A 26698-nucleotide genomic window follows, 5' to 3' on the forward strand; every position below is an offset into this window, starting at 1 on the left:
AGCGCAGCGAGTTTTATTTTGTTTAGGAATAGACAATGGAAAATAGCAAAAACGTACTCAGCCTTGATTTTTTTGCTTCGTTTTTTTATCAAGAAAAAAATGAAGGAGCTACTCCCATCGCTTTTTAGGCACACACTTGATACCGTGTGTTTTCCGCAAAATCACAGGTCGTTGGTCGAATCGACTTTCCAGCACAAGAGAATCTGCATCGTGGTAGGCGATACGATAACGGGGTAGATAGGTGCCCGTCCGATGACACCCGGATGTCTTGTATTTGCCGTTAAGACGCGTATAAATACCCTCGCCTATCAGACTATCACCACGGATGACATAAACGCCCCGGGCGTATTCCGTCCATTCTCCGTCTTGATAGCAAGAATCCGGAATACGTTGCATGCTGGCGTGTACCTGCATGGTGGTATATATAGAGTCGCAAATAAACTTAAATTCATGTAAGGTATAATCCATCATCTGCGATTGATGGACAACACTATCCTGCACCCACACACCCTGTAGATAATCGGCGCCTTCTGCCTGCATTTCTGAATGACGGACACAACTGCTCACAAAAAGAAGCATACCTACCATCGTAGATAGGCATGCGAATAGGCGATATTTTAATAATAAAAGTATTATCACCTGATTATTTTAAACTTCCGACCATATCCTCTGGTTTCACCCACTCATCAAATTGTTCCGCTGTCACGTACCCTAAAGCGATAGCTGTTTCTTTAAGAGTAGAATTGTTTTTATGGGCTGTTTGTGCGATTTCTGCTGCTTTGTAATAACCGATTTTCGTGTTGAGCGCCGTTACAAGCATTAAAGAGTTGTCCACAAGTTCTTTAATACGAGCGTAATTAGGTTCGATACCTACGGCACAGTGCTCCTCAAAAGATACGCAAGCATCACCAATAAGGCGTGCCGATTGTAAGAAGTTGGCTGCCATAAGCGGTTTGAATACGTTCAGTTCGTAATGGCCTTGTGTGCCTCCAATGGTAATGGCAACATCATTTCCCATCACCTGTGCAGCTACCATCGTGAGTGCTTCACATTGGGTTGGATTCACTTTGCCCGGCATGATAGAAGAACCCGGTTCGTTTTCCGGAATGATGATTTCGCCGATACCCGAACGCGGACCAGAAGCCAGCATACGAATGTCGTTTGCAATCTTATTCAAAGAAACAGCAAGCTGCTTAAGTGCGCCGTGTGTTTCCACAATAGCGTCGTGTGCAGCTAATGCCTCGAATTTATTCGGAGCCGTAACGAAAGGTAATCCCGTAAATTCGGCGATGTATTTGGCGACAACAACATCATAACCCGCAGGGGTATTTAATCCCGTTCCTACCGCGGTACCGCCCAAGGCCAATTCGGATAGGTGCGCCAAGGTATTCTTTACCGCTTTTAGGCCGTGATTAAGCTGTGCTACATACCCCGAAAGTTCCTGTCCGAGCGTCAATGGCGTCGCATCCATTAAGTGCGTACGGCCTATCTTGACGACCTTCATGAATTCTTCGGATTTGCGTTGCAGTGTGTCCCGTAATTTTTCTACGCCGGGGATCGTTACCTCTACGACCGCTTTATAGGCTGCGATGTGCATTCCTGTTGGGAATGTATCGTTAGACGACTGTGATTTGTTGACGTCGTCGTTTGCTTTTAGGATAGGTTCACCTTCACCAATATTGCCGCCGGCTAACACCTGTGCACGATTAGCGACTACTTCATTGACATTCATATTGGATTGTGTCCCGGAACCAGTTTGCCAAATCACCAATGGAAATTGGTCGTCTAGTTTACCGGCTAGGATTTCATCGCAAACAGCGCCGATTGCATCGCGTTTCTCCACGGATAAAACACCTAGCTCGTGGTTAGCAAAAGCGGCAGCTTTCTTTAAATAAGCGAAACCTTCGATAATCTCTTTCGGCATAGACGCTGCCGGCCCAATCTTAAAATTGTTGCGTGAACGTTCCGTTTGTGCTCCCCAATATTTATCCGCAGGAACTTGAACTTCACCCATGGTATCTTTTTCAATCCTAAATGACATAGTGTATGTGAATGTTAAAAGTTAAAAAATCAACCTGTAAATGGTTGTACGACAAAGTTAATGAAACTTGAAGGAAAAAGGAACTTTTGTTTACACCGGGATAACGTATAGGTTTTGAAAACTAAAGTTTGTTTTAGCAAAAATGCATATGCGTTTTAGGTATTTTGCATATCCATTTTACGTAAATTGCATATGCTTTTTTTTAGAAATGCATATGCAATTTTAGACACTTGCCTAAGCCTCTTGTTTATAAGAGCTTATCTTTTTTTCAAAAGTAACTTTGTCCAGTTCTTTCTTCATCTGTTTGCTGGGATGGAAAATCAACCGTCGCTTGTGGACGTTCAGCTCAGAAACATTTTCTTTCTTTGCGCTTCCTGTGCTGTTGACACTCATCCGAAAAGATCCTAGATTACCTAAACGGACGATATAACCATCGGAAATAGCTCGGGGAATCTCTCTTACTAAACTTTGGAGCACGGCATATACATCAGATTCAGTGAGTGAGCAGGAATGCGATATGTCAGCCGCCAAGTCATCCAAAGTTTTCTCGCCCGAGCTGATTGGGCGGAGATAGAACTTCTTTGGTACTGTTGGATCTATATTGCTTCCAATTTCGTGAATATTATATTTAATTGCCATGGTATTGAAATAGGATTATAGTTCGTTGTTCGTTAGTATACTTTAAAGTATTAGTCCCTTCGTGTCGTAAAGATAACGCACTGTACGTACTTCCACAAATGTAAGGCGGTATAAAATGCGTATATCTGTATACGTCGAGTAATATAACGCCATGCACATACCTGTTTATTTCTTTGGGATACTATTTTTATCGGATTCGTGACAGCCTCTAACTCACGGGAAGAAGCGTCATCTTTGTTAACAGGATCGCGGGATTTGGCGGAAGTCAAACCCGACAGCGCTATGCGATTGATTGATTCCATTTTTGACCTAAAAAAAAAGTGCGTTGAATGAAAAGGAATTTTTGTTTACACTGTCAATTCTAACTTTGCTGTGGCGGGTATACAAGCTCCCATAAATGACGGTCAGGGTCGGAAATATATCCAATATATCCCCCATATGTTTCGTCAACCATGGCTTTGCCCGATACAGTGCCTCCGTAGTTTGGTGCATTTTCCAAAGCTGTATCTACATCTTCTTTTGACATCAACGAACAACTGATGATTGTTCCAATATTGTCGTTTGGTAACTGTGCCCCATAACCTGCTTTTTGGGTATATGCTTCAAAAGCACCTTTTTCCATGAGAAATAAAGAAAGATTTGTTAGTTCAACCGTAATTATTCCTTCTTCAATCTGAAGATCGGGAAGTCCAAAGATGTTTTTGTAAAATGTTAGTGTTTTGTCCAAATTTTGAACAGGTAAACAAACTACTGTGCCTCTTATTCTCATGCTATTTAGATGTTGACTATTATTCGTTTTATATTACAAATCTAACCACTTTCTTTTTTAATCAACTTTGCATAAGATAAGAATTTGGATGTTTGTTTTTGAAACCATTGTTTAACTTTTACATCCCCAACCGATTATTGATACGTTGCTGTATATGATGGTACAGCTGCTTGGGCTTCAGTGTACGCCAGGGGAAAGTGTTGAAATCTCCACCAAAATGGATGTAATAATCGATTCCCTGCGTTTGAAACTCCTGAATGACATGATCTCTGAAATTCACGGCCACAATCCATCCATCATCTATATCCTGGAACCATTCTTCGTAATACGAATCGTCGGAACTATGGAAGTTGAGTACATTTTCGCCGATAAGTAGAAACTTGTTAATTCCCTCTGCCATCATGATATCGACTACTTCGCGTTTTAGCAGCATAATATCATTGTAAATAGTATCGTTCCATTCGCCAATCAATTCCATGATGGCAAACCCTCGGTCATAGTCAGCATATAGAATTTTTACATAGAGAGTGAGTGAACCGAACTGATCCCATTGGGGATGCAACAGAAAATTATAAATCTGTTTGTCGTACTCAAATTCGCTATAAACCGTGCCGTAGAAAGGCGATTTTTCGTCTTCCGAAGCGATATAATCATCGCGCCAATTATAATAGGGTTCTATTTCGTGCAAAGCAAATACGTTTTAGTAAAGATAGAAATAAATTATCACGTAGTTTTTACAAGAATATTATGAACAATAAAGGTTTTCGTACGTATATTATTCAAATACTTGTTAACTTATCACGCAAATATTGAGAAAACTATTTTAATTTTGCAACCGAATTTTATCCATGCAAAAAGGCACTAAACGGAACATCTTTGTCGCAGCTACTTATGCCGCCGTATTGCTCTTGGGCATCCTGCTCGGGCAGAACTATGTAGATGAGCAAGGGAGCAAACCCGGCAATAGCCTCATGCCTATCGGTTTATCCGGGAATACATGGAAAGTTCAGCAATTGTTAGATCTTGTGGACGAAGCTTATGTGGATAGCGTCGACATTGACTCGGTACAAAATGGAGCAATCAATCACATTATATCGCATTTGGACCCGTATTCTAGTTATTTAGTTCCTAATGAGTCACAGCGCCAGACAGAAATTTTGGAAGGAACATTCGAAGGTATTGGTATGGAGTACTTTAATTTGAACGATACGCTGATGATTGTGTCATTGATTAATGGTGGTCCAGCAGATAAGGCGGGCTTCCGAGTAGGAGATAAGTTGCTGAAAATAGGTAATGAACCTGTGGCTGGGATACATATTTCGCGGGAAGGTGTGGAGAAATTGATCCGCGGTCGTCGTGGAACAGATGTCCGTATACACGTGAAGCGGGGAGGAGAGGAGATGGATACACCCATCAAGGTGGTGCGTGACCAGGTAACGGTAAGCTCACTGGACGTGGTTTATATGATTGAACCGGGTGTAGGTTACGTGAAGGTAAGACGATTTGGTATCAATACGGCCCACGAGTTTCGGGAGGCTATTATCGAACTGAAAAAGCAGGGGACACAAAAACTTATTCTTGACCTTCGGGACAATGGAGGGGGATATTTCCACATGGCCATCAAGTTAGCCAGCGAGTTTTTTGCCGACAGACGTCTTATTGTATATACCGAAGGGGCACATGAAGAACGACGCGAATATTTTTCGGACAGTGCTCAAGGAGGCAATTTTGCTACAGGCGAACTAGCGATTCTCATTAATGAAAATACAGCTTCGGCGAGTGAGATTGTAGCGGGAGCCATACAGGACTGGGATCGTGGAACGATTGTCGGAAGGCGCTCGTATGGAAAAGGGATTGTGCAAGAACAATTCGATTTTTCGGACGGGTCAACGGTAAACTTGAGCATCGCGCGTTATTTCACACCGCTTGGACGGAGCATACAAAAGAAATACATGGCCAATTGGTCGAATATGGTCGACTTTAGCAGTATGTATAACGGACTATGGGCACTCGATACTTTATATGCACATGGGAAGGCCTTTGAAACCAAAGCAGGCAAACAAGTATACAGCGGTGGAGGGATACTGCCCGATATTCATGTGACGCAGGATTCGAATGCGTTGAGTCTTTTCTATCAGGATTTGATACAGTATAGCTTTATTGAGCAATTTGTGTATACCCGTTTTACCAAACAGGCACCTGCTTATTCCATTGAGAATTTCTTACAGGGTTATAATTTGCCCGATAATGAATATCACGCGTTTATTGATTTTGTGCGCGAAGAAGGGTTTGTAATCTCCGACAGGAAGGCCCGCGAACTTCGGAACGTCATCGAAACGGATATAGAAGCGCTAGTGGGACGCTTTTATTTTGGTCGTGAAGCTTATTTCAAAGTTAGAAATCGAAATGATAATTTTGTGCAGAAGGCTTTAGAGTTTTTTGGAGAGCATGATGTACGATAAGTTATTTCATCTCTTTCTGCTGTATTTGAACGCGTAACTCTAACGAAGATACCTTCTCCATCAGCAGATCTCTGTGACGGGTCAATAATGTATTTTTATCCTCAAGTTCGCGCACCTTATCCAGCAGGTCTATTACTTTTTTTAATAACGAATTTTCTTCTCTTAATATATCTGTCATCATGTGTTCGGAGCTTGCAGCTATAGTGTTAAAGGAGGATCCAGCGGATATTTTAGATTCTGGTTTTGGTGTTTTTAGCAGTGGTATAGTCTTATTTATCCACGCTGACATGGTGCGCTTATCTTTCACATGATATTTTACCATAGCTTCCTCAAAGAGTAAGTCCCCGTTGATAATAGCCTTAACGGCTTCTATTTGAAGTTCTTTTTTAGATTTCATTTGTTTAACTTGACACTGATATTCTTTCCCATATCCAGATGTTAAAATCGACATCTGAGGGGATGCCGAATTTCTTCCGAAATCTATTTTTTCGAACTTGCACCGCTCGGGTTGTCACAAAAGTATATTCGGCAATGTTCTTGGTGGAAAAGTTAAGGAAGGCCATCGCACAAAACTCTAATTCTGTATTCCGAATCTTGGGATCGATAGCTTTTAATGCTTGAATAAACTCCGGATATAACTCTGTAAACAGAATTAAAAACTCCGGGCTATTGCTTCTTGCTAGCGTTAAAAGATCATTGAACTTATTCTTTTGAAGGGTGTTATTAAGTGCTTTGTTCGTTATTTCTTTTTCATGTAAGGTTGCCTCCTTCTCCTTCAAAACGTTTCGATTATTTCGTGCCCTCCAGGAAAAATAGACAAACATCAATACAGCAAGCGTCAAAATAGCGATAATACCCACTATATAGTTGTTTTTTTTGATATTTTCTTCTTTATCTTTCACGTTCAATACGTGACGTAAAGCGTGATCAATGACTTGTTTATTCTCTCTTTCCAAGGAGTCATTTAGCCGACTATACGCCAACAAGTATTGATTTGCTTCATCCTCACCAAGATTATATTCTCTATAAAAATCCGATAGCTCTCTGTATTGATTTCGAATAGCATTGCGATCACCTACATGGATCGCGTTGGCCAACGCCTTTTTATAATATATCGCTGCTTGATGATAATTCCCTTGCTCTCTTTCCAGTTCTCCTAAAAAGATCATGGTGTTTAAGAAGATCGGTATATGATGCTTTTCTACCGTCGCAAGAGATTTGTCCAGATAAATTTTTGCTTTGTCGTAATCTTTTTTATGGATAAAGAGCCAACCGAGGTTGTTATAGGTACTCATGTATTCCATATGAACCTTCTCGTCCTTCCCCCCGAGCGTATGCAGGAGACCCAGTTGCAGAAACGTGTATTTTTCAACAGAATCTATTTTTTCCATTTTCTTGAACGTATACGTAAGGTTACTGTATAGATAGAGTAACGATATCGTTTTGTTGTCCTCTTCCAATGCTTCCCATAACTTCTGTTGCGCTCGGTATTCTCTTAGTGCGAGTTCATGCAGTTCGAGCTTTGTATAAAATTGGGCACTCAAACGATGGATTTCGGACTGAACAATTGCTCGCTTTCTGTAATACGCCGTTTTTTTGATTTCATCCATATGCTTCAACCCCTCCCTGAGTAAACCGATATGCAATAAGGCGTGTCCTATCATAAAATGGGCCTCGCCTTTTCCTTTATCATAGCGGTGTTTATTGGCTAATACCAAAGCTTTCGTTGCTTCTTCCAGTGAGGGTAACAGTTGTGCGGAAACATGATGCGCCCACGCTTTATCTAAAAGAGAGTCAATCTCATTATTAGGGTTTTGTGCCTGGACGTTGATAATATGGGTGAAGAGGAGAAGGAGGGTGGAAAGCAGTCGGTATCGTATAAAATTAGGATGAAAGATGTTGGTAGGATAATTCATATAGAGGTATGCGAAACGGCGCATTAAGTTGAAAATACAAATTTAGTTAACAAAACAGCTCTTAAAAAGCGCGTATAGCTCAAAAATAGCTTGACATGGACTATTCCATGCCAAGCACAACCAATAGTAAATACGATCATCACTTAAAAAAACATTTTTAAGTCAAGTCGTTGGATACGGTAGGTAGGTTAGTTATAATCTCTTACACAGCGTATTTTCATGCCCCAGTCTACGGTAGAGAATCCCCCGTCGCGGTTAGAAACAACACTATACCAATTGCCGTTTTCTTGATGTCTTCCGGCCCAAAGAATCCACAAGGAAGTTGTAGACCAACGCCAGCCTTCTCTCGGTTGAAGGATGTTTGAATTTGTAGGTGTTCTGTAGCCCGTCTCTGGAAAAAATAAACCCTCATCATCGATGGTTGGATACCAAGCCCCATTTATGCCGCCAATAGTGCGAGGTTCCGATATATCGTCTTCGCCGCTTAACATGTCAAAATCTTCTTTGGTTGGTGTACGCCATTGATTGCCGTCCATCACCAAAGCACAAGGATCTCCCAAATTCGCTGCACTGCGGTCAAACTCTCGACCATCGCCGTAAGGATATAGATGCCCGAAAGGGAAATAACTACCGTCACCGGCGTTTTGCGAGAAGCTGTATACATCCTCATCAGTGTCATAGTTAAGGTCGCCTTCAGCCCAGATTAATCCTCCGATATCTTGTGGGTGTTTCTTAATGGTAAGATTCAAATCGTAACGTTCACCCGGCATAATAGTGATCCCGCCGATTTCCACGTCATTTTTGGTAAGGTCTCCAATCTTGATTGCCCCGATTTTTAGAACGCCGTTTGCCGTGCCGGAATTGGCGACAATTGTCGGCAAAGATGTGATGCTGGTGCCTCCTATTGCTCCCATTTGAACGGGAGCGCCATTCGTGTTCAGGTTATGGTACGTTAGGGTTCCTTCTTCGAATTCCAGATCGGCTTGATCGTAATGTGGAGCTAAATAAAAATTGTCGGCCACTTCAATGGATCCGATTTGGCTTCCATCTATGATTGTCGTAATTTCACTGAATAGGTGTTTCAAGGTAATATTCAGGGTGTTTTGTCCCGATGTCACCTGCTGATCGATCCGTGTATAGAGGAGATCTGCAGTTCCAGTAATATTTTCCAGCTTCGCCGCAGAGAGGGCACCTGTGCCAGCACTTGGCAGCGGATCGGAATTATGCAGTGAATAAGCAACAAATGTATAGGATTGCTCGGCGACCAGTTCAAATGCTTCTGGCATGCTGCCACCAATCGTGTAATCTGCTTGGTCAACATAGTTTCCGTCCGCATCATATACCACCACCCCATATGTAATACCTGTGGGTAGCGGTTCGGCTGCTGCTTTTAATGCTGTTCCCGCAGTCTTCGCGACACTTGCTTTTGATAAACGTGCCACGTCGGATGCTTGGTCGTTCCCCTGTTTTCTGGATAGCGTTGCTTGGATATAATGCTCGTTATCTATTCGGACAGTGACCGTCTGCGTAGTGGGAACGGCGTTATTTGATTTGCTTTTTTTTGTGGCAGATGCCTTTAGGGTGCCTGTTTCGACATGATCGATGCCGGAAACGAGCACCTGTACTTTGGCGACTTTATCCGGATTGACGGCATTTTCTTCCTTTGAGCAACCTGTAAACAATATAAAGGTAATGGCCATACCGATAGCTAGTTTCAGTGTTGGCCGATTTGATGTTTTTTTCATTTAATTTTTTTGGTTTGATTAGAGCTCTCCCGACGTATCGGGATCGGTTTGATAATGTGTTTTCTTAACGTAACGTGTGTTCGTATAACGCAATAGATTACCAATTAAGATCTTTGCTCTGAACGGATTCCTGATTCCACTCTTTGGTGACCGATCCGGAGTCTACATTCCCAGCTCCAGATCCAGATGCTATCGAATATTCCATAGCGATAGATAATACCTGGATCGTGGGCGAGGAATACGGTTGTTTTGTTTGCAAGGAATCTGTGTTTTGTCCCCTGAATTTGATTGATTTTTTCATTGTGATTGTAGTTTGTTGAATTTTGTTTTGTAGAATATCGTTTCTAAAATTTTGCCGCGCGATTTATTAGTGGCAATAATAGTATTTAGATGCTAGAGTGCAAAAAAAGTGGTATTCACATAGGTATCACACTTTTTTAAATATATTGATAGTCAGTGTATTGGATGTTGTTTGGAATAAAAAAGAGGCCAACCTTTCGGAAAGCCCCCTCTTCTCTATATAAGTGTGAATTTGTGATGTAGCTAGTTTAATCAGCGCGAACACAACGCACTTGATAAGCAGTACTTGAACTGCGTGGTGTCTCCGACACGTTCATAGTATAGGCACCTTGGACTTGAAGATCTCCAAAGTTACCACTGCTATTACGTAGTAGATAATATCCAAAGCCCTTCTCTTGTTTATCTGGACCATTGTTGTAGACACCAGTGTAAGGAATAAAAAGATATTGGTGTTCGTTCTCTGCGGGTTGAGACTGTGTACCGAAAAACACCCCTTCTTGTCCCGACGTTCCTTTATAATGGCCTCCCCATCTAGCTGGAGCATATTGATTTGGGCCTGGATTGTCAGCTCCTTGATCGTTAGTTCCGAATGGTTCTGTCCGTCTCTTCAATGTATTCATCTCTGTAGTAGTGGGTAATCTCCAAGTGTTAAGAGGCATGACGAGCGCACAAGGGTCCCCATGAGCACCGTTCTGTGCCGAGGTAGGAGCTCTATTGATATCATCATTGTTCCCGTTTAATCCGAATACTTTTGGCGTCACATAGTTCGGGAAGAAATAGGAGTCCGAGATTTCATTGTTTGATGTAAAACCATAACTACCTGTTTCAGGATCATACGCCAAGTGTCCTGGTGCCCACGTTGAACCACCAACCTCAATTCCAGTATCCTCCTTATCACCCAAATTTAACTCTAAAGTGTATTGTACACCAGCTTTTAGTGCCCAACCACCGCTAGTAATAGAGCCCTGGATGTCATTGATGGTTACATTCGGTAATTCCACTACACCATTGTCCGTATCTTCTACCGCGATCATCGTCGGGTTGCTTGTCCAAATTTGACCTGCAGTTTGGCCAGTGAAACTAACGGCTGCCGCTGTTGTTACTCCACCAAAAGTAACAGCACCTGTTTCTTCATTAAATTCATAAATGTGGTTTGGAGCAAGCGTACCTGCACCAATGCTGTTGATGGTACGTCCTGAACCCGCATTGAATACCACCGTTACTTCGGTAAGCCTATGTTCTAATACAATTGAAAGGGTGTTGTCGCCCGCTGTTACGCTGAAATTGCCCGATACCCAAAGTGGATCTTTCGCTGCGCCAGTAGAACTTTCATCTCCGTAAGCATAGGCTGTGTAAGTATAACTACCCGCCTCAATATTAAATTTATGTGCTCCCTCACCTTGTGTAAAGGTTTCGGTAGCTACAACTTCGTTACCTTGAGAGATGACAACAGTATATGCTGTGCCAGTTGGCAATGGGAAGATTTCGCCTACGCCAGTTGTGGTTGTCGCAGCACGGTTCGCAGAAGCACGCAGGGCTGCTGGTGCTGCGGCAGCTGTAGAAACTTCTTTTAAAGTTGCTGTAACGTTAAACTGGTCGTTAAATTTAATAACTTGACGTTGTACAGCCGGGGTTGCCATCATCTTGCCTGAGCTGGCAGATGCCCGTAGACCAGCATTAGCTTTATTGCCCGCAGAAGGTCCTACGCCCCGCATGTCAACTGTTACGGTCGCTTTACCCCCTAAATTATCTATGCCATTATCTTTTTGACAAGAAGATGCAAAAACTGTACTGGCTGTAAAGCAGACCAGTAGCGTTTTGATGTAATTATGTTTCATTATTTAGAAAATTGTGATGTTAAATAAAATTGAATGTAGTAGAATGGCCGAACGTCCTAATTTACCAGTGGTTGTTTTGCACCTCTTGCGTTTGTGTTTCCGTGGTATTCCATTGATGGCTGGCTGAAGGTGCTGCTGAACCAGAAGCAATGCCATATTCCAATTCCAATTCCACTGAACGAAGTAAAGGCGCTTCATAGCTAAGCTTAGCGTCGGGATTTTGAGTTGATTTTTTTGTTTCCATGATTTTTAATGTTTGAATTTTATTTCTTTACGTATGCTCTCTAATAACTTTTGCCACTCCGTATTGACCTGGAAGTATGCTGAATTTTGGTGCGAAATACGATGTTTTAATACGAAATTTTATATCGCAAAGTTCTTCTGTAGCATGTTTTTGTTATGATAATGACGTTGTATAGCAAAAACATGCTATGTTTTCTGTTTTATTTGTAGTTTAAGAGCTACATTTGTAATTCTTCTAATCACGGAATAAAAACCATACGGGTTTAAATAGGATATTTGTCCTACTATGAGAGATTTAACGCACGCCGTAGTATTGGACGACCATCGGTTATTTGCAGATTCTTTTGCACTTTTGCTGCAAAAAATTGGGCAATTTGACGTCGTGTTGTCTTTTAGTGCTGTCGATGAATTCTTCAGTTTTTTGCAATCTTTTGGCGATCAGGAACTATACGTTTTTCTGGATTATTATCTGCCAGACACGAATGGACTAGCGCTGTTTGCAGATATAAAACGGCAGTGCAGAATAGTCAAGATTATTTTTATTACAAGTGCATTTACACCTGCTGTCATAAGGAATATCTCGCATTATAAACCTGACGGTATATTGAGCAAATCTGCAGAGATTCCGCTATTTGTTAAATGTATACGGGATGTGCGGAGTGGAAGGAAGTTTGTTGATCCGCAGTTCGAACCGTTTTTAGCGCAGCGCGATGAGCGAGGTACAACATTGACTCCAAGGGAAATAGAATTATTAAAATATTTCTCGCAAGGTCACAGTATTGCGGAAACAGCCGCCAAGACGTTTCTAAGCCCGCATACGGTCGTTGCACATCGCCGAAAAATGATGGCGAAAGCCAATTGTCAGACGATTGCACAAATGCTTACCTACGCCAGAGATAATGAATTGATTTAACTGGTTAAACCGCGTCTACACTATCGAGCTCAAACCAACATGTTGTCCCCTGATCAGGACTGCTTTCTATCAATAATTCACTGTTGTTAAGTTGGAGGTAGTGGATGCAGATTTGCAAACCTAAACCGGATCCTTCTTCATTATTTGTGCCGTATCGTCGGGCGTAGATAGGTGTTGTAAATAAGTTGCTGATGGTTTGTTCGGACATACCTATGCCGGTATCGGATATATAGATTGCGACACGATGGTTGTTTACTGTCGATGCCGTATGAATATGGATACGGCCTCCTGTCTTCGAAAATTTTATACCATTATCAATCAGGTTCCGGATTACGGTAGCGACAGCTTCCCTGTCAGCATACACTTCCGTATATATTGTGTGTTCTACCACTAATTGAATATTTTTGTCATCTGCTTTCTGTTGATATAGCTGGACTATAGGCTCTAGTACATCTTGTATTTGAAATCTCGTTTTATTTAACGGAATATAGGTGAGCTGAAGCCTTACCCAAAGGAGCAGGTCATCCAATAACTGAATTAAGTTATTCACGTCCCGATACGATAAGGACATAAGGTGTTGGATATCTGCAGACGACAACTGTTTGCTTTCAAAAAGTGACAATACGTTTTTCAGGCTGGCTATCGGATGTCGTACATCATGTGCAACTAGCGAAATCAACTGTTCCTTAAAATGATTGGAAGCTTCTAGTTGGGCGTTTTGTTTTTCAAAAAAATCGTTTGTTTCTTTAAGAATATGATTTGTTCTGCGCCTTTGTCGGATATTGCTGACAAGTAGCAGGGCAATAGCTGTCAAGATAAATACGAGTGTAATGGTGCTATATAGCCACTGTTTTTGTCTTTTCAGTTGCATATCATGCAAAAGGGCCGTTTGCTCTTGATCTTTTTGGTATTTATATTTTTCTTCCGTACGTACCAGCTCCTCTTTGTTTTGCTGGCTGTATAGACTGTCAGATGCCAAAGTTGCTTTTTTAAAGTAGTTTAGTGCCGTTCGATAATCACCGCGTTTTTCATACAAGTTGCTCAGCTGTTGGGCCGACGTCTGAATATAATAGAACTGTTGCTGCCGGGTTGCCAGTTCATAATTCTTTGCTGCATAGGTATAGGCGGCATCCGTATCGCTGACCTTCATATAACAGGCTGCCAGATTATCCAAAAGACGAAGATACTCGGTCTGCTCTCCTGTCAATTCTAGCGTTTCTTTAGCTTTTAAGAAATAGGAGAGCGCTGTTTGCATATTTTCTTGTTCCATAAAGAAAGCACCGAGCGACTGAAGGGCGTTTCCGATCGCCTTTTTATTATCCTGTCTTTCGGCTAGAGCCAACGACTGCAAGTATAATATCTCCGCCTTTTTGAAGTCTTTTTTTTTAAGATAAAGATGTGCTATGTTTCCCAGTATGAAAGTAGAACGGGTAGTATCACCGTTCGATTCGTATAGTTGTCGGCTTTTTTCGTAAAACTCGATGGCCTCATCATGTTTAAGTTGATAATGGTATACCATACCGATGTTATGATTTGCATGTGCTACCGTATTGATGAAATTATTTTTTTCGGCAATTTCCAAGGCAGTATATAAGTTTTCCAGCGCTTCGTCGTGCGCACCCAACGCGAGATAGGACATGGATAGATTGCTGCGTATCTGTGCACTGAAAGCCTCGTCATTCAATCCGTCAGCAAGTGCTATTGCATGTTTGTAAGATTGTACTGCCTCACTGTAATTCCCCTTTTCATAATAACCGATACCTAGGTTGCGTAATGCGTGCATTTGCCCAACCATGTTATGTAACTGTATACTCATCTCTAAAGCTTGTGTCGCTAAGATGATAGTAGAATCCGGTTTTGAAGACCAAAACGCCAGTGCCTGTTTGTTCAATCGATTGATCGTGCTGGTGTCTTGTCCTGTTGCGGTTTCCGTCTGCTCAGCCTTAACTGTTGAGAGGCTTAATAAAAGAAACGATGCAAAGAATACTGTACAAAGATTAATCTTTTCCGTTTTCGAAAATAAAGATAAGCTCATAGGAATTCGGGGATTTTACAATCTAATATCTGCAAAAATGGGATAATGGTCAGAAAGTTTTTGCTTGATTACCTGATAATTTTCGACTTGAAACTGTGGACTACAGAATATATAGTCAATTTGAAAGAGCGGAAACATCTCATAATGGGTAACACCCCATCCCTGGCCTTTTTCTTGAAAGGTGTTTTTCATTCCCTTTCCAATAAGATTTACACTATAGGACATCGGCGTGTCATTGAAATCGCCCATGACAATAATAGGATAATGTGTCGTATCTATATGGTCGCGGAGTGCCTCTGCTTGTTGGCTTCGACGTTCAAAAGCATACTTTAGTTTTCGGCCAACACGTTTGGTGGCGTGTTCTTCATTTGGCGTATTGGATGGGTTCTGAATAAACGCTTTGTCTTCTGTTTGTAGTCCAAAGGAACGTAAATGCACGTTATATATACGGATCGTGTCTTGACCCTTGACAATGTCTGCAAAAGTGATGCGATTGATACCGTATTCATTTTTAGTAATTGTACCCGAATGGATAATGGGGTATCTGGAAAAAATAATCTGTCCATAACCCTCATGCTCACTTTTGGTTACCGGTTCAAAAAAATAATCTTGCAGTCCGCTCTCTGCCAGAATACGGTCGCTCATTTGTTTGGTGCCTTTGATCTTGGTAAAGAATTCCTGTATGCAGAGGATATCGGGATTTGCACTTTTTATAAGAGGTACAACTTTATTCCGAACGGTTGTAGACGACATCTCATTTACTTCGGTGAAGAGATGGGCATTAAAACTCATCACACGCATAGCTTGTTCCGTTTTAGTCACATCATCAGGCTTGGAACGAAAACCTATATGTTGGGTGAGCAAATTCCAACCGAAAAGAATAGGAATCAAGGTATAAAGCGCATACACCGGACGACGTAGTAGCCAATATGAAGTGAAGCCGATATTGACCATTAAGATAAGAGGGTAGCCTAAGCTAAAGAAAGGGAGAAGCCAAACTGTTTTAGGATTGATGAAAGAAGCTGCATAACTCAATAGCAAAAAGAATACAGCAACCATATTGCATAAAAATATCGTTTTACTGAAATATCCTAATTTTTTTTTGAAGAAACTCTTCCTTGCCATGACTACTTATCATCCTTACTTGCTTTGAATAGCACTTCTTTCTCCCGTGAAGTTAAGCTTTCATAGCCGCCTATGGAAATTTTATCCAAAATTTCGTCAATTTCTTCCTGGTTAGGAAGGTCGGATGCATGTCGGAAACTGCTGTAAGTAGCTGAAGCGATCTTGCTTTGGTGCACGACTTTCATCTTCGACTTTTTTGTCGGTTTTCTTAATCTTAACACACTAAAATCTTTGCCCTGATTTAGTGATCGGATAAATAGGATTCCCCAAAATACCATCGCTAGAAAGCTGATACCTCCAGCCTTGTTCATAAGGCCGGTAAAAATCAGTTCTATACAAATATATACAAGAGCAACAATTTTTAAGGAAATTGTGCCCAATAGGAGTAGTCGCAATTCGTAACGTGGTGCTAAAGTTGCAATCGAGGCTACCAATGCTCCTAAAGCAAATGTCGAGGTGGAGAAGGACAGTTGCACGCTGTTTTGTAACATCGGTATAAAACCAAGGCCTAGATAAATACACGCGCCCAGGAGGGAGGCACTGAAATAGAGAAACAAGAATTGTCTTCTGTTGAGAAAATTCAAGAAAATATTGCCCATCCAGTATAACCACAGACAATCGAACAGCAATTGAAACAATCCTGTGTACAAAAAGGGATAAGTAATGATAGACCAAGGTTGTTTCAGAAACTGGCTAAACGATAAGGGTAAGCTTAAATAGTCAATAGCATAATCGTACAGTGATACCTGAAGGAGATTGACCTCTTTCAGGAGATCAAAAAGATGGATAAGTACGAAGATGGCAACTTGTACCGATATGATAAAAGGAATAGGAGACTTACTTTGGTAAGTATCACGCCAAAAAGTTTTTAAGACACTCTCTTTCATCCGTTACGCTATGCTTTAATACATACTTCCTCTTCTAATGCGCCATATTTTGAGCAGGATATAGGCAAATAATGCACCACCAACATGCGCCAGATGGGCAATCGACCCGCCGGAATTTGTAAAACCTAAATATATCTCTATTAAAATTAATATCGGAATAAAAAATTTCGCTTTTATGGGAATAGGGATAAACATGAGGTAAAGCGACATGTTTGGGAACAGGTAGCCAAAGGCTAGCAACAACCCGTATATGGCACCGGAGGCACCCACAAGAGGTGTCCCATATATGGAAGCTAGTGTATTAAATTGATCTTGTGTGACATCCAATGGAGAGCTCACTCTATTGTTCAACATATCGAAATTTAAAAATTCCGCCGCTCTTACAGTACCCGTGATATGATAAACTTCAGCGGCTTGTACACCGTATTGCAACACAAGTGCGCCAATACCACATATCAAATAAAAATTTATGAAGCGTTTAGAGCCAAGTACCTGCTCGATAATGGGGCCGAACATCACCAGTGCGAACATATTAAAGAAGATATGTCCAAAGCCTCCGTGCATAAACATGTAAGTAATCACTTGCCATATGTGGAAGAATGGTGAATCTGGATAGAATACCCCAAAAAAACGAGGGGCTTGCATAAAAATGGCAGAGCCTATAAAACACACCACATTGATGATGAGCAGGTTTTTGACTACAGGGGATAAATTCGAAAGAATGTTGTTCATATATTATATCGTAGGTCTAATACTTAGTTTTTGTTAAATCGTTCCATCAGTTCTTGCAATGTAATCGTTACCACAATCGGCCTACCGTGTAACGATATACTCGGTGATCGGGTAGCAAAGAGTTTGTCTATTAATTCAGCCATCTCTTGGTTGTCCAATGCTGTTCCTGGTTTGATGGCCGCGTTTTTTGCGAGACTACGTGCTAAGTTTTCTCTTTTATTAAGTTGTAATTCGTCTTTATTGTTTTTAAAATCTTCCAAAAGCTGTTCCAAAATTTTCGTTTCGTTGATGCCTTGCCCTAAATCTGCAGGAATACCGTCAACAATAAAAGTTGTTTTCCCGGAAGGGCGAACTTGAAAGCCTAGTGTTTGGATTTCGGTGAGAATGTCTTCCATTAAGGCGCAATCTGCCGCACTTAGCTCCACCGTTTGTGGGAATAAGCTTTGTTGACTGCTTCCTTGGTTATGTTCCAGTTGTTCCATATAGTGCTCAAATAAGATACGCTCATGTGCCGCCTGTTGATCTATCAGCATAAAACCCGAATGTATCTGCGATATGATAAAACGGTTGTGCAGCTGATAAAATTGCTTGACGCCATCCTGGGAGGTCCTCGATGAGGAAGCACCACCTGTTGTAGAAGGGCTTGAAAATGTTTGCTCTTCCTCATGCAACGCTAATTGTTCTGCCGTCTCTCTTTGGGTGATTTGATACAAGGAGTCCCAATTCTGAGGAATACCTGCTTTTTTCTCCAGCCCGGCGGCATAATTGGAGGTACGGGAACTCGAGGAAGATGATTTCGTGTCTTCGAAAGGATTAAAGTTAGGATTAAAAGAAATCGTCGGTGCTTGAATCTCTTCTAAGGGCTTATTGGTAATGAGGTTATTAAAACTTGTTTCTTGGTTGAAATCTAATGTTGGCGCGATATTATAGCGGCCTAAAGAGCGTTTAACTGTCGACCGCAAAATAGCATACATCGCTTTGTCGTCCTCATACTTAATCTCTGTTTTTGTCGGGTGAACGTTGATGTCTATTTTGGAGGGATCTATCTCGATAAACAAAACATACAACGGATAGGTATCTGCCGGAAGTATATCCTCGTAAGCATTCATCACCGCGTGATGGAGATAGGGGTCTTTGACAAAGCGTTTGTTGACAAAGAAAAACTGTTCTCCGCGCGTTTTCTTTGCAAATTCCGGCTTGCCGATAAATCCGTTGACCGTAATAATCGTAGTGTCTTCCTCTACGGGTACAAGGCGTTGGTTATAATTGTTCCCGAAAAGATGTACGATCCGTTGTTTCAGGGTTTCAGCAGGCAAATGAAAAAGTTCATTTCCGTCACTATGCAGACTAAAAAATAGGTTAGGATGCGCTAATGCAATACGTTGAAATTCGTCAATGATATGACGCATTTCCACAGAATTGCTTTTCAGGAAATTACGGCGAGCAGGGATGTTGTAAAAAAGGTTCTTTACCGAAATACTCGTGCCTCCAGGTAACGCTTCAGGTTGCTGACTGATTACTTTCGAGCCTTCGATTTCTATAATCGTACCCAGTTCATCTTCCACACGCTTAGTTTTAAGTTCTACCTGTGCAATGGCGGCAATAGAGGCTAAGGCTTCTCCACGAAAACCCATTGTTCGGATAGCAAATAAATCTTCTGCTTGGCGTATTTTGGAAGTGGCATGTCTTTCAAAGCAAAGGCGAGCATCGGTGATGCTCATGCCGCACCCGTTATCAATAATTTGTATGAGGGATTTTCCAGCGTCCTTAACGATAAGTTTAATTTTATCCGCTCCCGCATCGATTGCATTTTCAATAAGCTCTTTGACAGCAGAAGCCGGGCGTTGCACGACTTCTCCTGCAGCAATCTGATTGGCAACCGAATCCGGCAGTAACTGTATAATATCTGACATACAAGAGCAAAGTTACTAATTTTTCGTGATTCACCCTTCGTGATTACGTCTTAGCTTTTCCTTCCAAAATAATGCTTGATTTCTATCAAAATTTTTAACATATTCGAAATAAATATACAGGTTTATGAAACTTCACTCCGCAGTGTGTTGGCAGCGTATTTCTCTTCTGTTTTTAGGTGTGTTTTTTGTTTCGAGTGGTTTTGCACAACATTTGTATACCGTTGAAACGTTGCCTAGTCCGAAAGAAGCAGGACAAGATTTCTATGTCAGTAATCCAGATGATATATTGTCTTCTGCAACAGTAGACCAATTAAATCTATTTTCTACCGGGATTGATAAAGTCTCGGGAGCGGAGTATGCTGTTGTCGTAGTCAATGATTTTGAAGGGTATGATGTATTCGAATTTGCACTGCAACTATTTAATACATGGGGGATAGGTAAGCAAGGACAAAATAACGGTCTGCTACTATTTATTGCCAAGGATCGGAGAGAATATCGCTTTATTTCCGGATATGGCATGGAAGCTATCTTTCCAGATGTCTATCTACGTCGTATCGGCGAGAAATATCTTGTTCCTCATTTCAAGACAGGCGATTATGATGGAGGTGTATTGGAAGCCTCCTCCGCTATTCAGCAAGCATTGATGTCGTCGGATGTACAAGCGGAACTACATCGTATGCTGCCGGAAGCAACGCCCTTCTTTAGCAAGCGAAATCCCCATTTAGTCAATTCTGTTGTCGTCATACTGCTATATGTAGCGTTGTATTATTGGGTTGTGCGTGTAGGCCATAAATGGACAGATGAGACGGAGTGGGCCGCTTCATCAGCAAATACAACTAAAAAACGACAAAAAAGAGGATGTGGTGGCTGGTTTGTTTATTTGGTATTTGGAGGTTTTGCGACGATATTCACCATGCTGTTTGTCATGATGATTTTTGCGTTCGTGCTAAATGATATGGAGCGTATGTTTCAACTTTCAACGTTACCATGGCTTTTCGCTGTGTGGGGAAGTTACACTGTAGCGGGTCGGATTTGGGAAACACGGGATGCGATAAAAAAAAGTTATAAAGACGAGGAGAACAAACTCAAAGCGTTGAGACGTTTTCAGCTACAAACATTTATTCCCTACTTGTTGAGCCCCCTGATGTTGTTTAGCTTTTTCAATTTTCGGCAGAAATGGAAAAACAGCCAAGTACGCTTTGTGCCACCAGATGATTCCGGCAACTGGGAGCGGATTAATCGGGATGTGGTAAAGTTAGGTGATATGAAAACCTATCTGAGTCAAGGACAATTGAAAGAAGAGAATTTAAGTTCCCGGTTTTATGAGGTATGGGTCAACAAAAAAACAGGAGAGCGAAAAGTGTTGGGATGGGCAGGAAAGACAAAGCTGGCTGTTTGTCCGTCGTGTGGTTTTAGAACGTATGAAAAGGGGAAAAGGGGTAAAATATTGAAAGTTGCGACCTACAAAGAGAATGGGCTGCAACAAGTCTATGATCAGTGTCTACACTGTAAACAGAAAGAGGATAAGGGGACACGGGTCATTCCGAAGTTAGTGCGGAGTTCGGGTGGTGGCTCCAGCTCTGGCGGCGGGTTTAGCGGTGGCTCCTCCGGTGGAGGTGGTGGCAGTTTTGGCGGAGGGTCATCAGGAGGCGGTGGTGCTGGAGGGAGGTGGTGATTAGACTACTGTTTTAGTAGGGTTGTGTAGATAGTTCGTATATTTGTTTTTGGAAGCATGTACATAACTGATGACGGATTATAAGATTTATGACGATCAGGAGTTGGTCCGACTTATGCGGAGCGGGGACGAACGTGTATTGGTCGAGATATACGATCGGTACTGGGAGAAAATGCTTGTCGTAGCCTTTAACCGTCTCGGAAACCTTCAAGAGGCAGAAGAATGCGTACAGGATGTGCTGTATAAATTATGGAAGCTCCGCGACAATCTTTCTTTGACGAAAAGTGAATTGGCAAACTACCTGGCACGGGCTGTACGAAACCATACCTTTAATGTGCTGGAGGAGCGACAGCGAAAGCGGATGCGAATGTCTGCTTATAATCACGAGGAGATTACGGATACCCTGTCACCCGAAAGGCAACTTATTGTCCAAGAATTGCAACAACAGATCGATAAGGCCATAAAAAACTTACCGCCGCAGTGTCAACTCGTATTTGTTCTAAACAAACATGAAGGACTTTCCGCTAAAGAAATAGCGAATAACCTCAACCTATCCGAGAATACGGTAAAATCACACCTCAAGAAAGCGAAGAAGGATCTCGGAAATAATACCGAATTACTGACTACCGTTATCTTTTTTCATATCTGCCTACAGCAATTTTAGTTTTTTAAAAAAAAAGATCCGGAGGGACTCACCCTGTTGGCTGGATTTACTGTCTATAATAATAGAACATACAATATGATCATTTTTATTCATGAATAAAGACTCGGACTATATAGAAGGCCTTGTGTTCAAGTTCCAACAGGGGGAGATCAACCCCGAGGAGTTAAAGGAACTTTTGGAATGGTATAACAGTCATGCAGATGAGCAATTAACCATAACCAGTGCTGAACCTTTGACGGGTGAGCAGATAAAACAGCGCATGCTGAATGGTCTGATGTCAAGGATCAAATCAGAAGAGGCCGCTCCAAAAGCAGGGATTTACCATCTCCGACCTTGGCTCTGGGCGTCATCAGTCGCGGCTATATTACTTGTTTTTGCTGTTGTTTGGATTAATATAAGGAAAGGGGAAGTGTCTATTCAGGAAATTGGCGCAGAAGCGCAGCAGGATTCTATTCTACCAGGAGGCAACAAGGCCGTATTGTTATTGGCTGATGGAAGTCAAATGACGTTAGATACGGAACAACAGGGTATTGTAATGGATGACGCTATACATTATGCGAATGGACAGCAACTGGATAGGAAAGTTGATATCAGTGAAATGAAAAATCTTCAGCTTTACATACCAAAAGGAGGTATTTATCAGGTTACTTTGTCAGATGGTACACAGGTCTGGTTAAATTCAGACACGCGATTAAAATACCCGTCCCGCTTTTCTGGTACCGAAAGAATCGTCGAATTAGAGGGCGAAGCTTTTTTTGTAGTCAAATCCATGTTGGATGCGGAAAAGCGACGTGTACCTTTTATCGTCAAATCCAAAAGCCAGTCTGTTGAAGTCGTCGGTACGCAGTTCAATGTAAATAGTTATTCCACACAGCCTTTCGTAAAGACGACGTTAGTGGAAGGTTCTGTTCGGGTACAAGCACCGGATAAGGAAGTCGGCTTACGTCCAGGGCAACAGGCCAGCACGATGGGAAACCGAACAAAGGTGAAACAAGTAGATCCTCAAAATTATATCGCTTGGAAAGATGGTAAATTTAGTTTTGACGGTAAAACGTTTGAAGAAACAATGGCCGAAGTCGGTCGATGGTACAATCTTTCTATTGTATATAAAGGGCGTATTCCAGCTATCGAATTGGTAGGAGACGCTTATCGAAATGATCGGATAAATCTAGTGCTCCGCCTATTGGATGCCGCAAATGTCCGTTACGAATTGGATATACCAGACCGTACACTAATTATTTATTAACATTCATGAAAAATTACGAACAAATCAAAGGAGAAATGCAGATGACATAGAAGACTTAAGCGTAACGCAACAAAGAATTGACGACCTGTATAATAAAGAAGGAAAGGAGTGCCATCCTTTCCTTCAAACAGACAGGTTAGTCTAAAAACTATTTTTAACAGCAGGTTTTGTACTAACCAAATCCAAGTAAAATTAATGAATAAAAATTACTTATTGCGAGTGATGAGAATAACCCTATTCTTACTAGTGGCGGGGATGCTCTCCGTCAGTGCGAACAGCTACTCACAGAAGATTACCTTCAAAGGCAGAAACATTGCGTTTTCCGCTATTCTGGAAGCGATTCGACAACAAAGTGGCTATACCGTGTTTAGCACCAAAAACGTTCTGAATTCAACGTCTCCCCTAACGTTAGATGTAAGGGGAATGGAACTGGATGCGTTTCTAAAAACAGTAACAGCCAATCAACCTGTAGGCTATCAGGTGGAAGACAAAACCATTTCTTTTTTTAAGAAAAACCTGCCTGATAATTCGAAAAAAGAAGCATTTGTGCAGCGACAACAACAAGAAATGATTACGGGACAGGTGGTTGATGCCGAAAATCACGAAGGGATCGAAGGCGTTACCGTGCGGGTAAAGGGAACCAACCAGGTTGCGACGACCAACGCGAAAGGAGAATTCCAATTGACCGCAGCAAATCTTCGTGAAGATGCCGTGTTTACGTTCAGTTATATCGGGATGCAACCCAGGGAAGTTCCTTATAAAGGGCAGCGCGTCTTAAACGTAACGTTGGTACCCAATGCTGATGCAATCAAAGATGTGGTAGTGACCGGTATATACCAGCGGGACAGGGAAAGCTTTACGGGATCTTCGGCCACCTACACAGCTAAGGAGTTGCAAATGGTGGGTAATCAGAATGTATTACAGAGTCTAAAAACACTTGATCCTTCTTTTGCCATCGTAGATAATAATTTATTCGGTTCCGATCCCAATCGTTTACCCGATATCGAGATTAGAGGTAAAAGTAGTGTTATTGGACTTACCGATGAATATAGTGCGAACCCTAATCAGCCGTTGTTTATACTAGACGGTTTCGAAAGTACACTCGCCATCATTTCCGATCTTAGTATGGATCGGGTCGCAAGCATTACACTACTTAAGGATGCAGCAGCGGCGGCAATCTACGGTTCCAAAGCAGCCAATGGCGTAGTGGTGATCGAGACGAAACGTCCGGAGCCGGGGCAGTTGCGTGTCAACTATACGCTTAATGGGCAGGTGAGTTTTGCCGATCTGACAGATTACAACCTGATGAATGCGGAAGAAAAACTGCAGTTTGAACTCTTATCTGGGTTTTATGGTCTGCTGAATGCTGACGGGCAGATTATTGTTGGCGCTAACCCAAACAACGAAGCTCTTTACTTTGATAGACTCAAAGAGGTTCGCCGCGGTGTCAATACCTATTGGGCTAATGAGCCGCTTCGTACAGCCCTCAACCAGCGGCATACGCTGTTCGCTGAAGGAGGAGATGCGAATTTGCGCTATAGTGCTTCGCTTAATCATGGTATTACAAAAGGGGTTATGAAAGGTTCTGATAGACGGGCAACGAATGGGAATGTTCGCTTATTATATAGACGGGGAGCGATATCGTTTACAAACTCCCTAAGCATTGATAACGTGATAGCAAACAAAGAGACGTCGCCTTTTTCCGATTTTTCGAGAGCGAACCCCTATCACCGTAAATATAATGCCGATGGCAGTGTGAAGATGCTATTGGAAGATTTTAGTGTTACACGATCTGACTTTGATCCTATTTATAGCCCGCTTTACGATAATAGTAATTTGAATGTAAACGAGCAGGTATCGCAAGGTTTTACCAATAACTTCGAGCTGGAATGGCGGGTAAGAGAGTCGTTACGGGTACGGGGTCGTTTCGGACTTCGGAGCCTGTCGACACGCGATGAGATTTTCAACTCACCATACAATACGGCGTTTTTGGGTACGGATCCATTGGAGAGAGGGAGGTATTGGGAGGCAAATGGTAGAAACGTGAACTATGACGGTGATCTCAGCGCCACATTTGGAAAGCTTTTTGCCGAAAAGCATATGTTGAATGCGGTGGCGGGTATGCGGATGGAACAGGCAACTCAACGACGAAGCGCTTATCAGGTTTTTGGTTTTATCGATGATGCGTTTTCTAATCCTAACTTTGCTCTCGGTTATCGGGAGGGACAGCGCGCAGATTATCAGGAAGCAAAACGTCGTGGTGCTAGTGTGTTCCTGAATATGGGATATGCGTATGATCAGCGGTTTCTAATAGACGCTACGTTGCGTTCTGACGGTGCTTCCGTGTTTGGTGCGGATCGGCAGTTTTCCAATATCTGGTCGCTTGGTGTGGCTTGGAACGTCCACAATGAAGACGCCGTTAAAGCGTGGGGATGGGTGAATCAGTTACGTCTGAGAGCGACTGCCGGTAATCCAGGGAACCAGAATTTCGACAGTTACATATCGATGCGGATCTACCGTTACAACAACGAAAACCGAAACCCTTTCGGTGCGAGTACGATCGTTGACAATATGGGGAACCGTGGGCTAAAATGGCAAACGACATTGGACCGTAATGTAGGGTTTGATTTTGTTACGTTGAGGAACCGCCTGCGTTTCGTGGCCGATTATTTTGTGAAGACAACAGATCCTTTGTTGGTTTTTGTGTCTTTACCGTCTTCCGTAGGTGTTCAGCAGGTGGCACAGAACATAGGGGCACAGATTACGCGAGGCTTTACGATCAATACCGATTATTCGTTAATTAGCCGGGATCAGTTTAACTGGCGTGTTAACCTGAATATGCGACAGCTGAAAGCCGAATATCGAGATATGGGAAATCAATTGAATAACTTTAATGAAACGAATAAGAGCCGTAATCTCGTACGCTATTATGATGGGGGTAGCCCTTCGGATTTGTGGGCAGTTCGCTCGGTGGGTATAGATCCAGCTACAGGCCGTGAGATATTTTTGAATAAAAATGGGGAACAGACCTTTGTATACAATTTCGAAGACGAGGTTATTGTCGGAAACAGCGACCCGGACATAGAGGGGGTATTGGGCACAAGTTTCTTCTATAAAGGATTTTCAGCCTCTGCTTTCCTGCGTTATCGTTTCGGAGGTCAGGCCTTTATGCAAACGCTGTATGAGAAGGTCGAAAACATTACTGAAAGAGGTGTGGCATTGAACCAGGATAAGAGAGCACTTTATGACCGCTGGAAACAGCCAGGAGATAATGCTAAATTTAAAGCCATATCAAGAACGGAACACACGCCAATTTCTTCCCGATTTGTAGAAGATAATAATGTACTGGTCGGCGAATCGTTCTCGATAGGCTACGAAAGTACGCGAGCCTCTTGGTTAAGGGCGGTTCGAGCTTCATCAGTGACATTTAGGGCTTATATGAACGATATCTTCCATATATCGACCATCAGAAATGAACGGGGTATTGATTATCCATTTGCACGGTCGGTCTCCTTTTCGGCGGCTGTTCGTTTTTAAAATTTTAAAAGATTTAAG

The 26698-nt window shown here is 42.1% G+C and carries 23 protein-coding genes; 6 read left to right on the forward strand and 17 right to left on the reverse strand.

Features of this window, described 5'->3' with window-relative positions; all coding sequences use genetic code 11:
- Positions 1-108: 108 nt before the first annotated feature.
- From FXV77_RS01040 to FXV77_RS01065, 6 genes are all read right to left on the reverse strand, one after another.
- Positions 109-639 (reverse strand): fumarate hydratase, encoded by a 531-nt coding sequence (locus FXV77_RS01040; RefSeq protein ID WP_246162140.1) that lies wholly within the window; start codon positions 637-639, stop codon positions 109-111.
- 4 nt (positions 640-643) lie between these two features.
- Positions 644-2041 carry a class II fumarate hydratase gene (gene fumC, locus FXV77_RS01045; RefSeq protein ID WP_148917368.1) on the reverse strand — a complete coding sequence of 466 codons (1398 nt, stop codon included), beginning with the start codon at positions 2039-2041 and terminating at the stop codon, positions 644-646.
- A 234-nt stretch (positions 2042-2275) separates the two neighbouring features.
- Positions 2276-2680, reverse strand: coding sequence for an HU family DNA-binding protein (locus FXV77_RS01050; protein ID WP_148917369.1), 405 nt, complete (start codon positions 2678-2680; stop codon positions 2276-2278).
- Positions 2681-2730: 50 nt separating this feature from the next.
- The gene (locus tag FXV77_RS01055) at positions 2731-2982 is read right to left on the reverse strand and encodes a hypothetical protein (protein ID WP_148917370.1); all 252 of its coding nucleotides are present in this window, start codon (positions 2980-2982) and stop codon (positions 2731-2733) included.
- A 59-nt stretch (positions 2983-3041) separates the two neighbouring features.
- Positions 3042-3449, reverse strand: coding sequence for a VOC family protein (locus FXV77_RS01060; RefSeq protein WP_148917371.1), 408 nt, complete (start codon positions 3447-3449; stop codon positions 3042-3044).
- A gap of 118 nt (positions 3450-3567) precedes the next feature.
- The gene (locus FXV77_RS01065) at positions 3568-4137 is read right to left on the reverse strand and encodes a hypothetical protein (protein WP_148917372.1); all 570 of its coding nucleotides are present in this window, start codon (positions 4135-4137) and stop codon (positions 3568-3570) included.
- A gap of 160 nt (positions 4138-4297) precedes the next feature.
- Between FXV77_RS01065 and FXV77_RS01070 the strand changes: the two genes are divergently transcribed.
- Positions 4298-5911 (forward strand): S41 family peptidase, encoded by a 1614-nt coding sequence (locus tag FXV77_RS01070; protein ID WP_148917373.1) that lies wholly within the window; start codon positions 4298-4300, stop codon positions 5909-5911.
- Position 5912: 1 nt separating this feature from the next.
- Here FXV77_RS01070 and FXV77_RS01075 read toward each other — a convergent pair whose 3' ends face one another.
- The 6 genes from FXV77_RS01075 to FXV77_RS01100 form a co-directional block, all read right to left on the reverse strand.
- Entirely contained in the window at positions 5913-6308 is a 396-nt protein-coding gene (locus FXV77_RS01075; protein WP_148917374.1) for a hypothetical protein, read from the reverse strand.
- A gap of 4 nt (positions 6309-6312) precedes the next feature.
- The gene (locus FXV77_RS01080) at positions 6313-7827 is read right to left on the reverse strand and encodes a tetratricopeptide repeat protein (protein WP_187443965.1); all 1515 of its coding nucleotides are present in this window, start codon (positions 7825-7827) and stop codon (positions 6313-6315) included.
- Positions 7828-8015: 188 nt separating this feature from the next.
- Complete coding sequence (locus FXV77_RS01085; RefSeq protein WP_148917376.1) at positions 8016-9572, reverse strand: fimbrillin family protein; 1557 nt, start codon at positions 9570-9572, stop codon at positions 8016-8018.
- Positions 9573-9669: 97 nt separating this feature from the next.
- Entirely contained in the window at positions 9670-9873 is a 204-nt protein-coding gene (locus FXV77_RS01090; RefSeq protein WP_148917377.1) for a hypothetical protein, read from the reverse strand.
- Between the two features lie 247 nt (positions 9874-10120).
- Positions 10121-11710: a hypothetical protein gene (locus tag FXV77_RS01095; RefSeq protein ID WP_148917378.1), complete on the reverse strand. Its 1590-nt coding sequence runs from the start codon at positions 11708-11710 to the stop codon at positions 10121-10123.
- Between the two features lie 61 nt (positions 11711-11771).
- On the reverse strand, positions 11772-11954 hold the full coding sequence (locus FXV77_RS01100) for a hypothetical protein (protein ID WP_148917379.1): 183 nt from the start codon (positions 11952-11954) through the stop codon (positions 11772-11774).
- A gap of 285 nt (positions 11955-12239) precedes the next feature.
- Here FXV77_RS01100 and FXV77_RS01105 point away from each other — a divergent pair, with 285 nt between their 5' ends.
- Positions 12240-12866 carry a response regulator transcription factor gene (locus FXV77_RS01105; protein ID WP_148917380.1) on the forward strand — a complete coding sequence of 209 codons (627 nt, stop codon included), beginning with the start codon at positions 12240-12242 and terminating at the stop codon, positions 12864-12866.
- A 4-nt stretch (positions 12867-12870) separates the two neighbouring features.
- On the opposite strand, the gene FXV77_RS01110 is transcribed toward FXV77_RS01105, so the two are convergent.
- The 5 genes from FXV77_RS01110 to mutL are packed head-to-tail and all read right to left on the reverse strand — an operon-like array spanning position 12871 to position 19558.
- The gene (locus FXV77_RS01110; protein WP_148917381.1) at positions 12871-14901 is read right to left on the reverse strand and encodes a tetratricopeptide repeat-containing sensor histidine kinase; all 2031 of its coding nucleotides are present in this window, start codon (positions 14899-14901) and stop codon (positions 12871-12873) included.
- Between the two features lie 15 nt (positions 14902-14916).
- A complete protein-coding gene (locus FXV77_RS01115; RefSeq protein ID WP_148917382.1) occupies positions 14917-16026 on the reverse strand; it encodes an endonuclease/exonuclease/phosphatase family protein in 1110 nt (369 codons plus the stop codon).
- 2 nt (positions 16027-16028) lie between these two features.
- On the reverse strand, positions 16029-16913 hold the full coding sequence (locus FXV77_RS01120) for a rhomboid family intramembrane serine protease (protein WP_148917383.1): 885 nt from the start codon (positions 16911-16913) through the stop codon (positions 16029-16031).
- A gap of 15 nt (positions 16914-16928) precedes the next feature.
- Positions 16929-17645: a rhomboid family intramembrane serine protease gene (locus tag FXV77_RS01125; RefSeq protein WP_187443966.1), complete on the reverse strand. Its 717-nt coding sequence runs from the start codon at positions 17643-17645 to the stop codon at positions 16929-16931.
- A gap of 23 nt (positions 17646-17668) precedes the next feature.
- A complete protein-coding gene (gene mutL / locus FXV77_RS01130) occupies positions 17669-19558 on the reverse strand; it encodes a DNA mismatch repair endonuclease MutL (protein ID WP_148917384.1) in 1890 nt (629 codons plus the stop codon).
- A gap of 124 nt (positions 19559-19682) precedes the next feature.
- Here mutL and FXV77_RS21975 point away from each other — a divergent pair, with 124 nt between their 5' ends.
- The 4 genes from FXV77_RS21975 to FXV77_RS01150 all read left to right on the forward strand — a co-directional run bounded on the left by FXV77_RS21975 (position 19683) and on the right by FXV77_RS01150 (position 26680).
- Positions 19683-21233 (forward strand): TPM domain-containing protein, encoded by a 1551-nt coding sequence (locus FXV77_RS21975; RefSeq protein ID WP_187443997.1) that lies wholly within the window; start codon positions 19683-19685, stop codon positions 21231-21233.
- A gap of 70 nt (positions 21234-21303) precedes the next feature.
- Positions 21304-21897: an RNA polymerase sigma factor gene (locus tag FXV77_RS01140; protein WP_148917385.1), complete on the forward strand. Its 594-nt coding sequence runs from the start codon at positions 21304-21306 to the stop codon at positions 21895-21897.
- A gap of 91 nt (positions 21898-21988) precedes the next feature.
- A complete protein-coding gene (locus tag FXV77_RS01145; protein ID WP_148917386.1) occupies positions 21989-23143 on the forward strand; it encodes a FecR family protein in 1155 nt (384 codons plus the stop codon).
- Positions 23144-23365: 222 nt separating this feature from the next.
- Positions 23366-26680, forward strand: coding sequence for a SusC/RagA family TonB-linked outer membrane protein (locus FXV77_RS01150; protein ID WP_148917923.1), 3315 nt, complete (start codon positions 23366-23368; stop codon positions 26678-26680).
- The last annotated feature ends 18 nt before the right edge of the window (positions 26681-26698 follow it).

Source organism: Sphingobacterium phlebotomi, from assembly GCF_008180195.1.
Lineage (GTDB): Bacteria > Bacteroidota > Bacteroidia > Sphingobacteriales > Sphingobacteriaceae > Sphingobacterium > Sphingobacterium phlebotomi.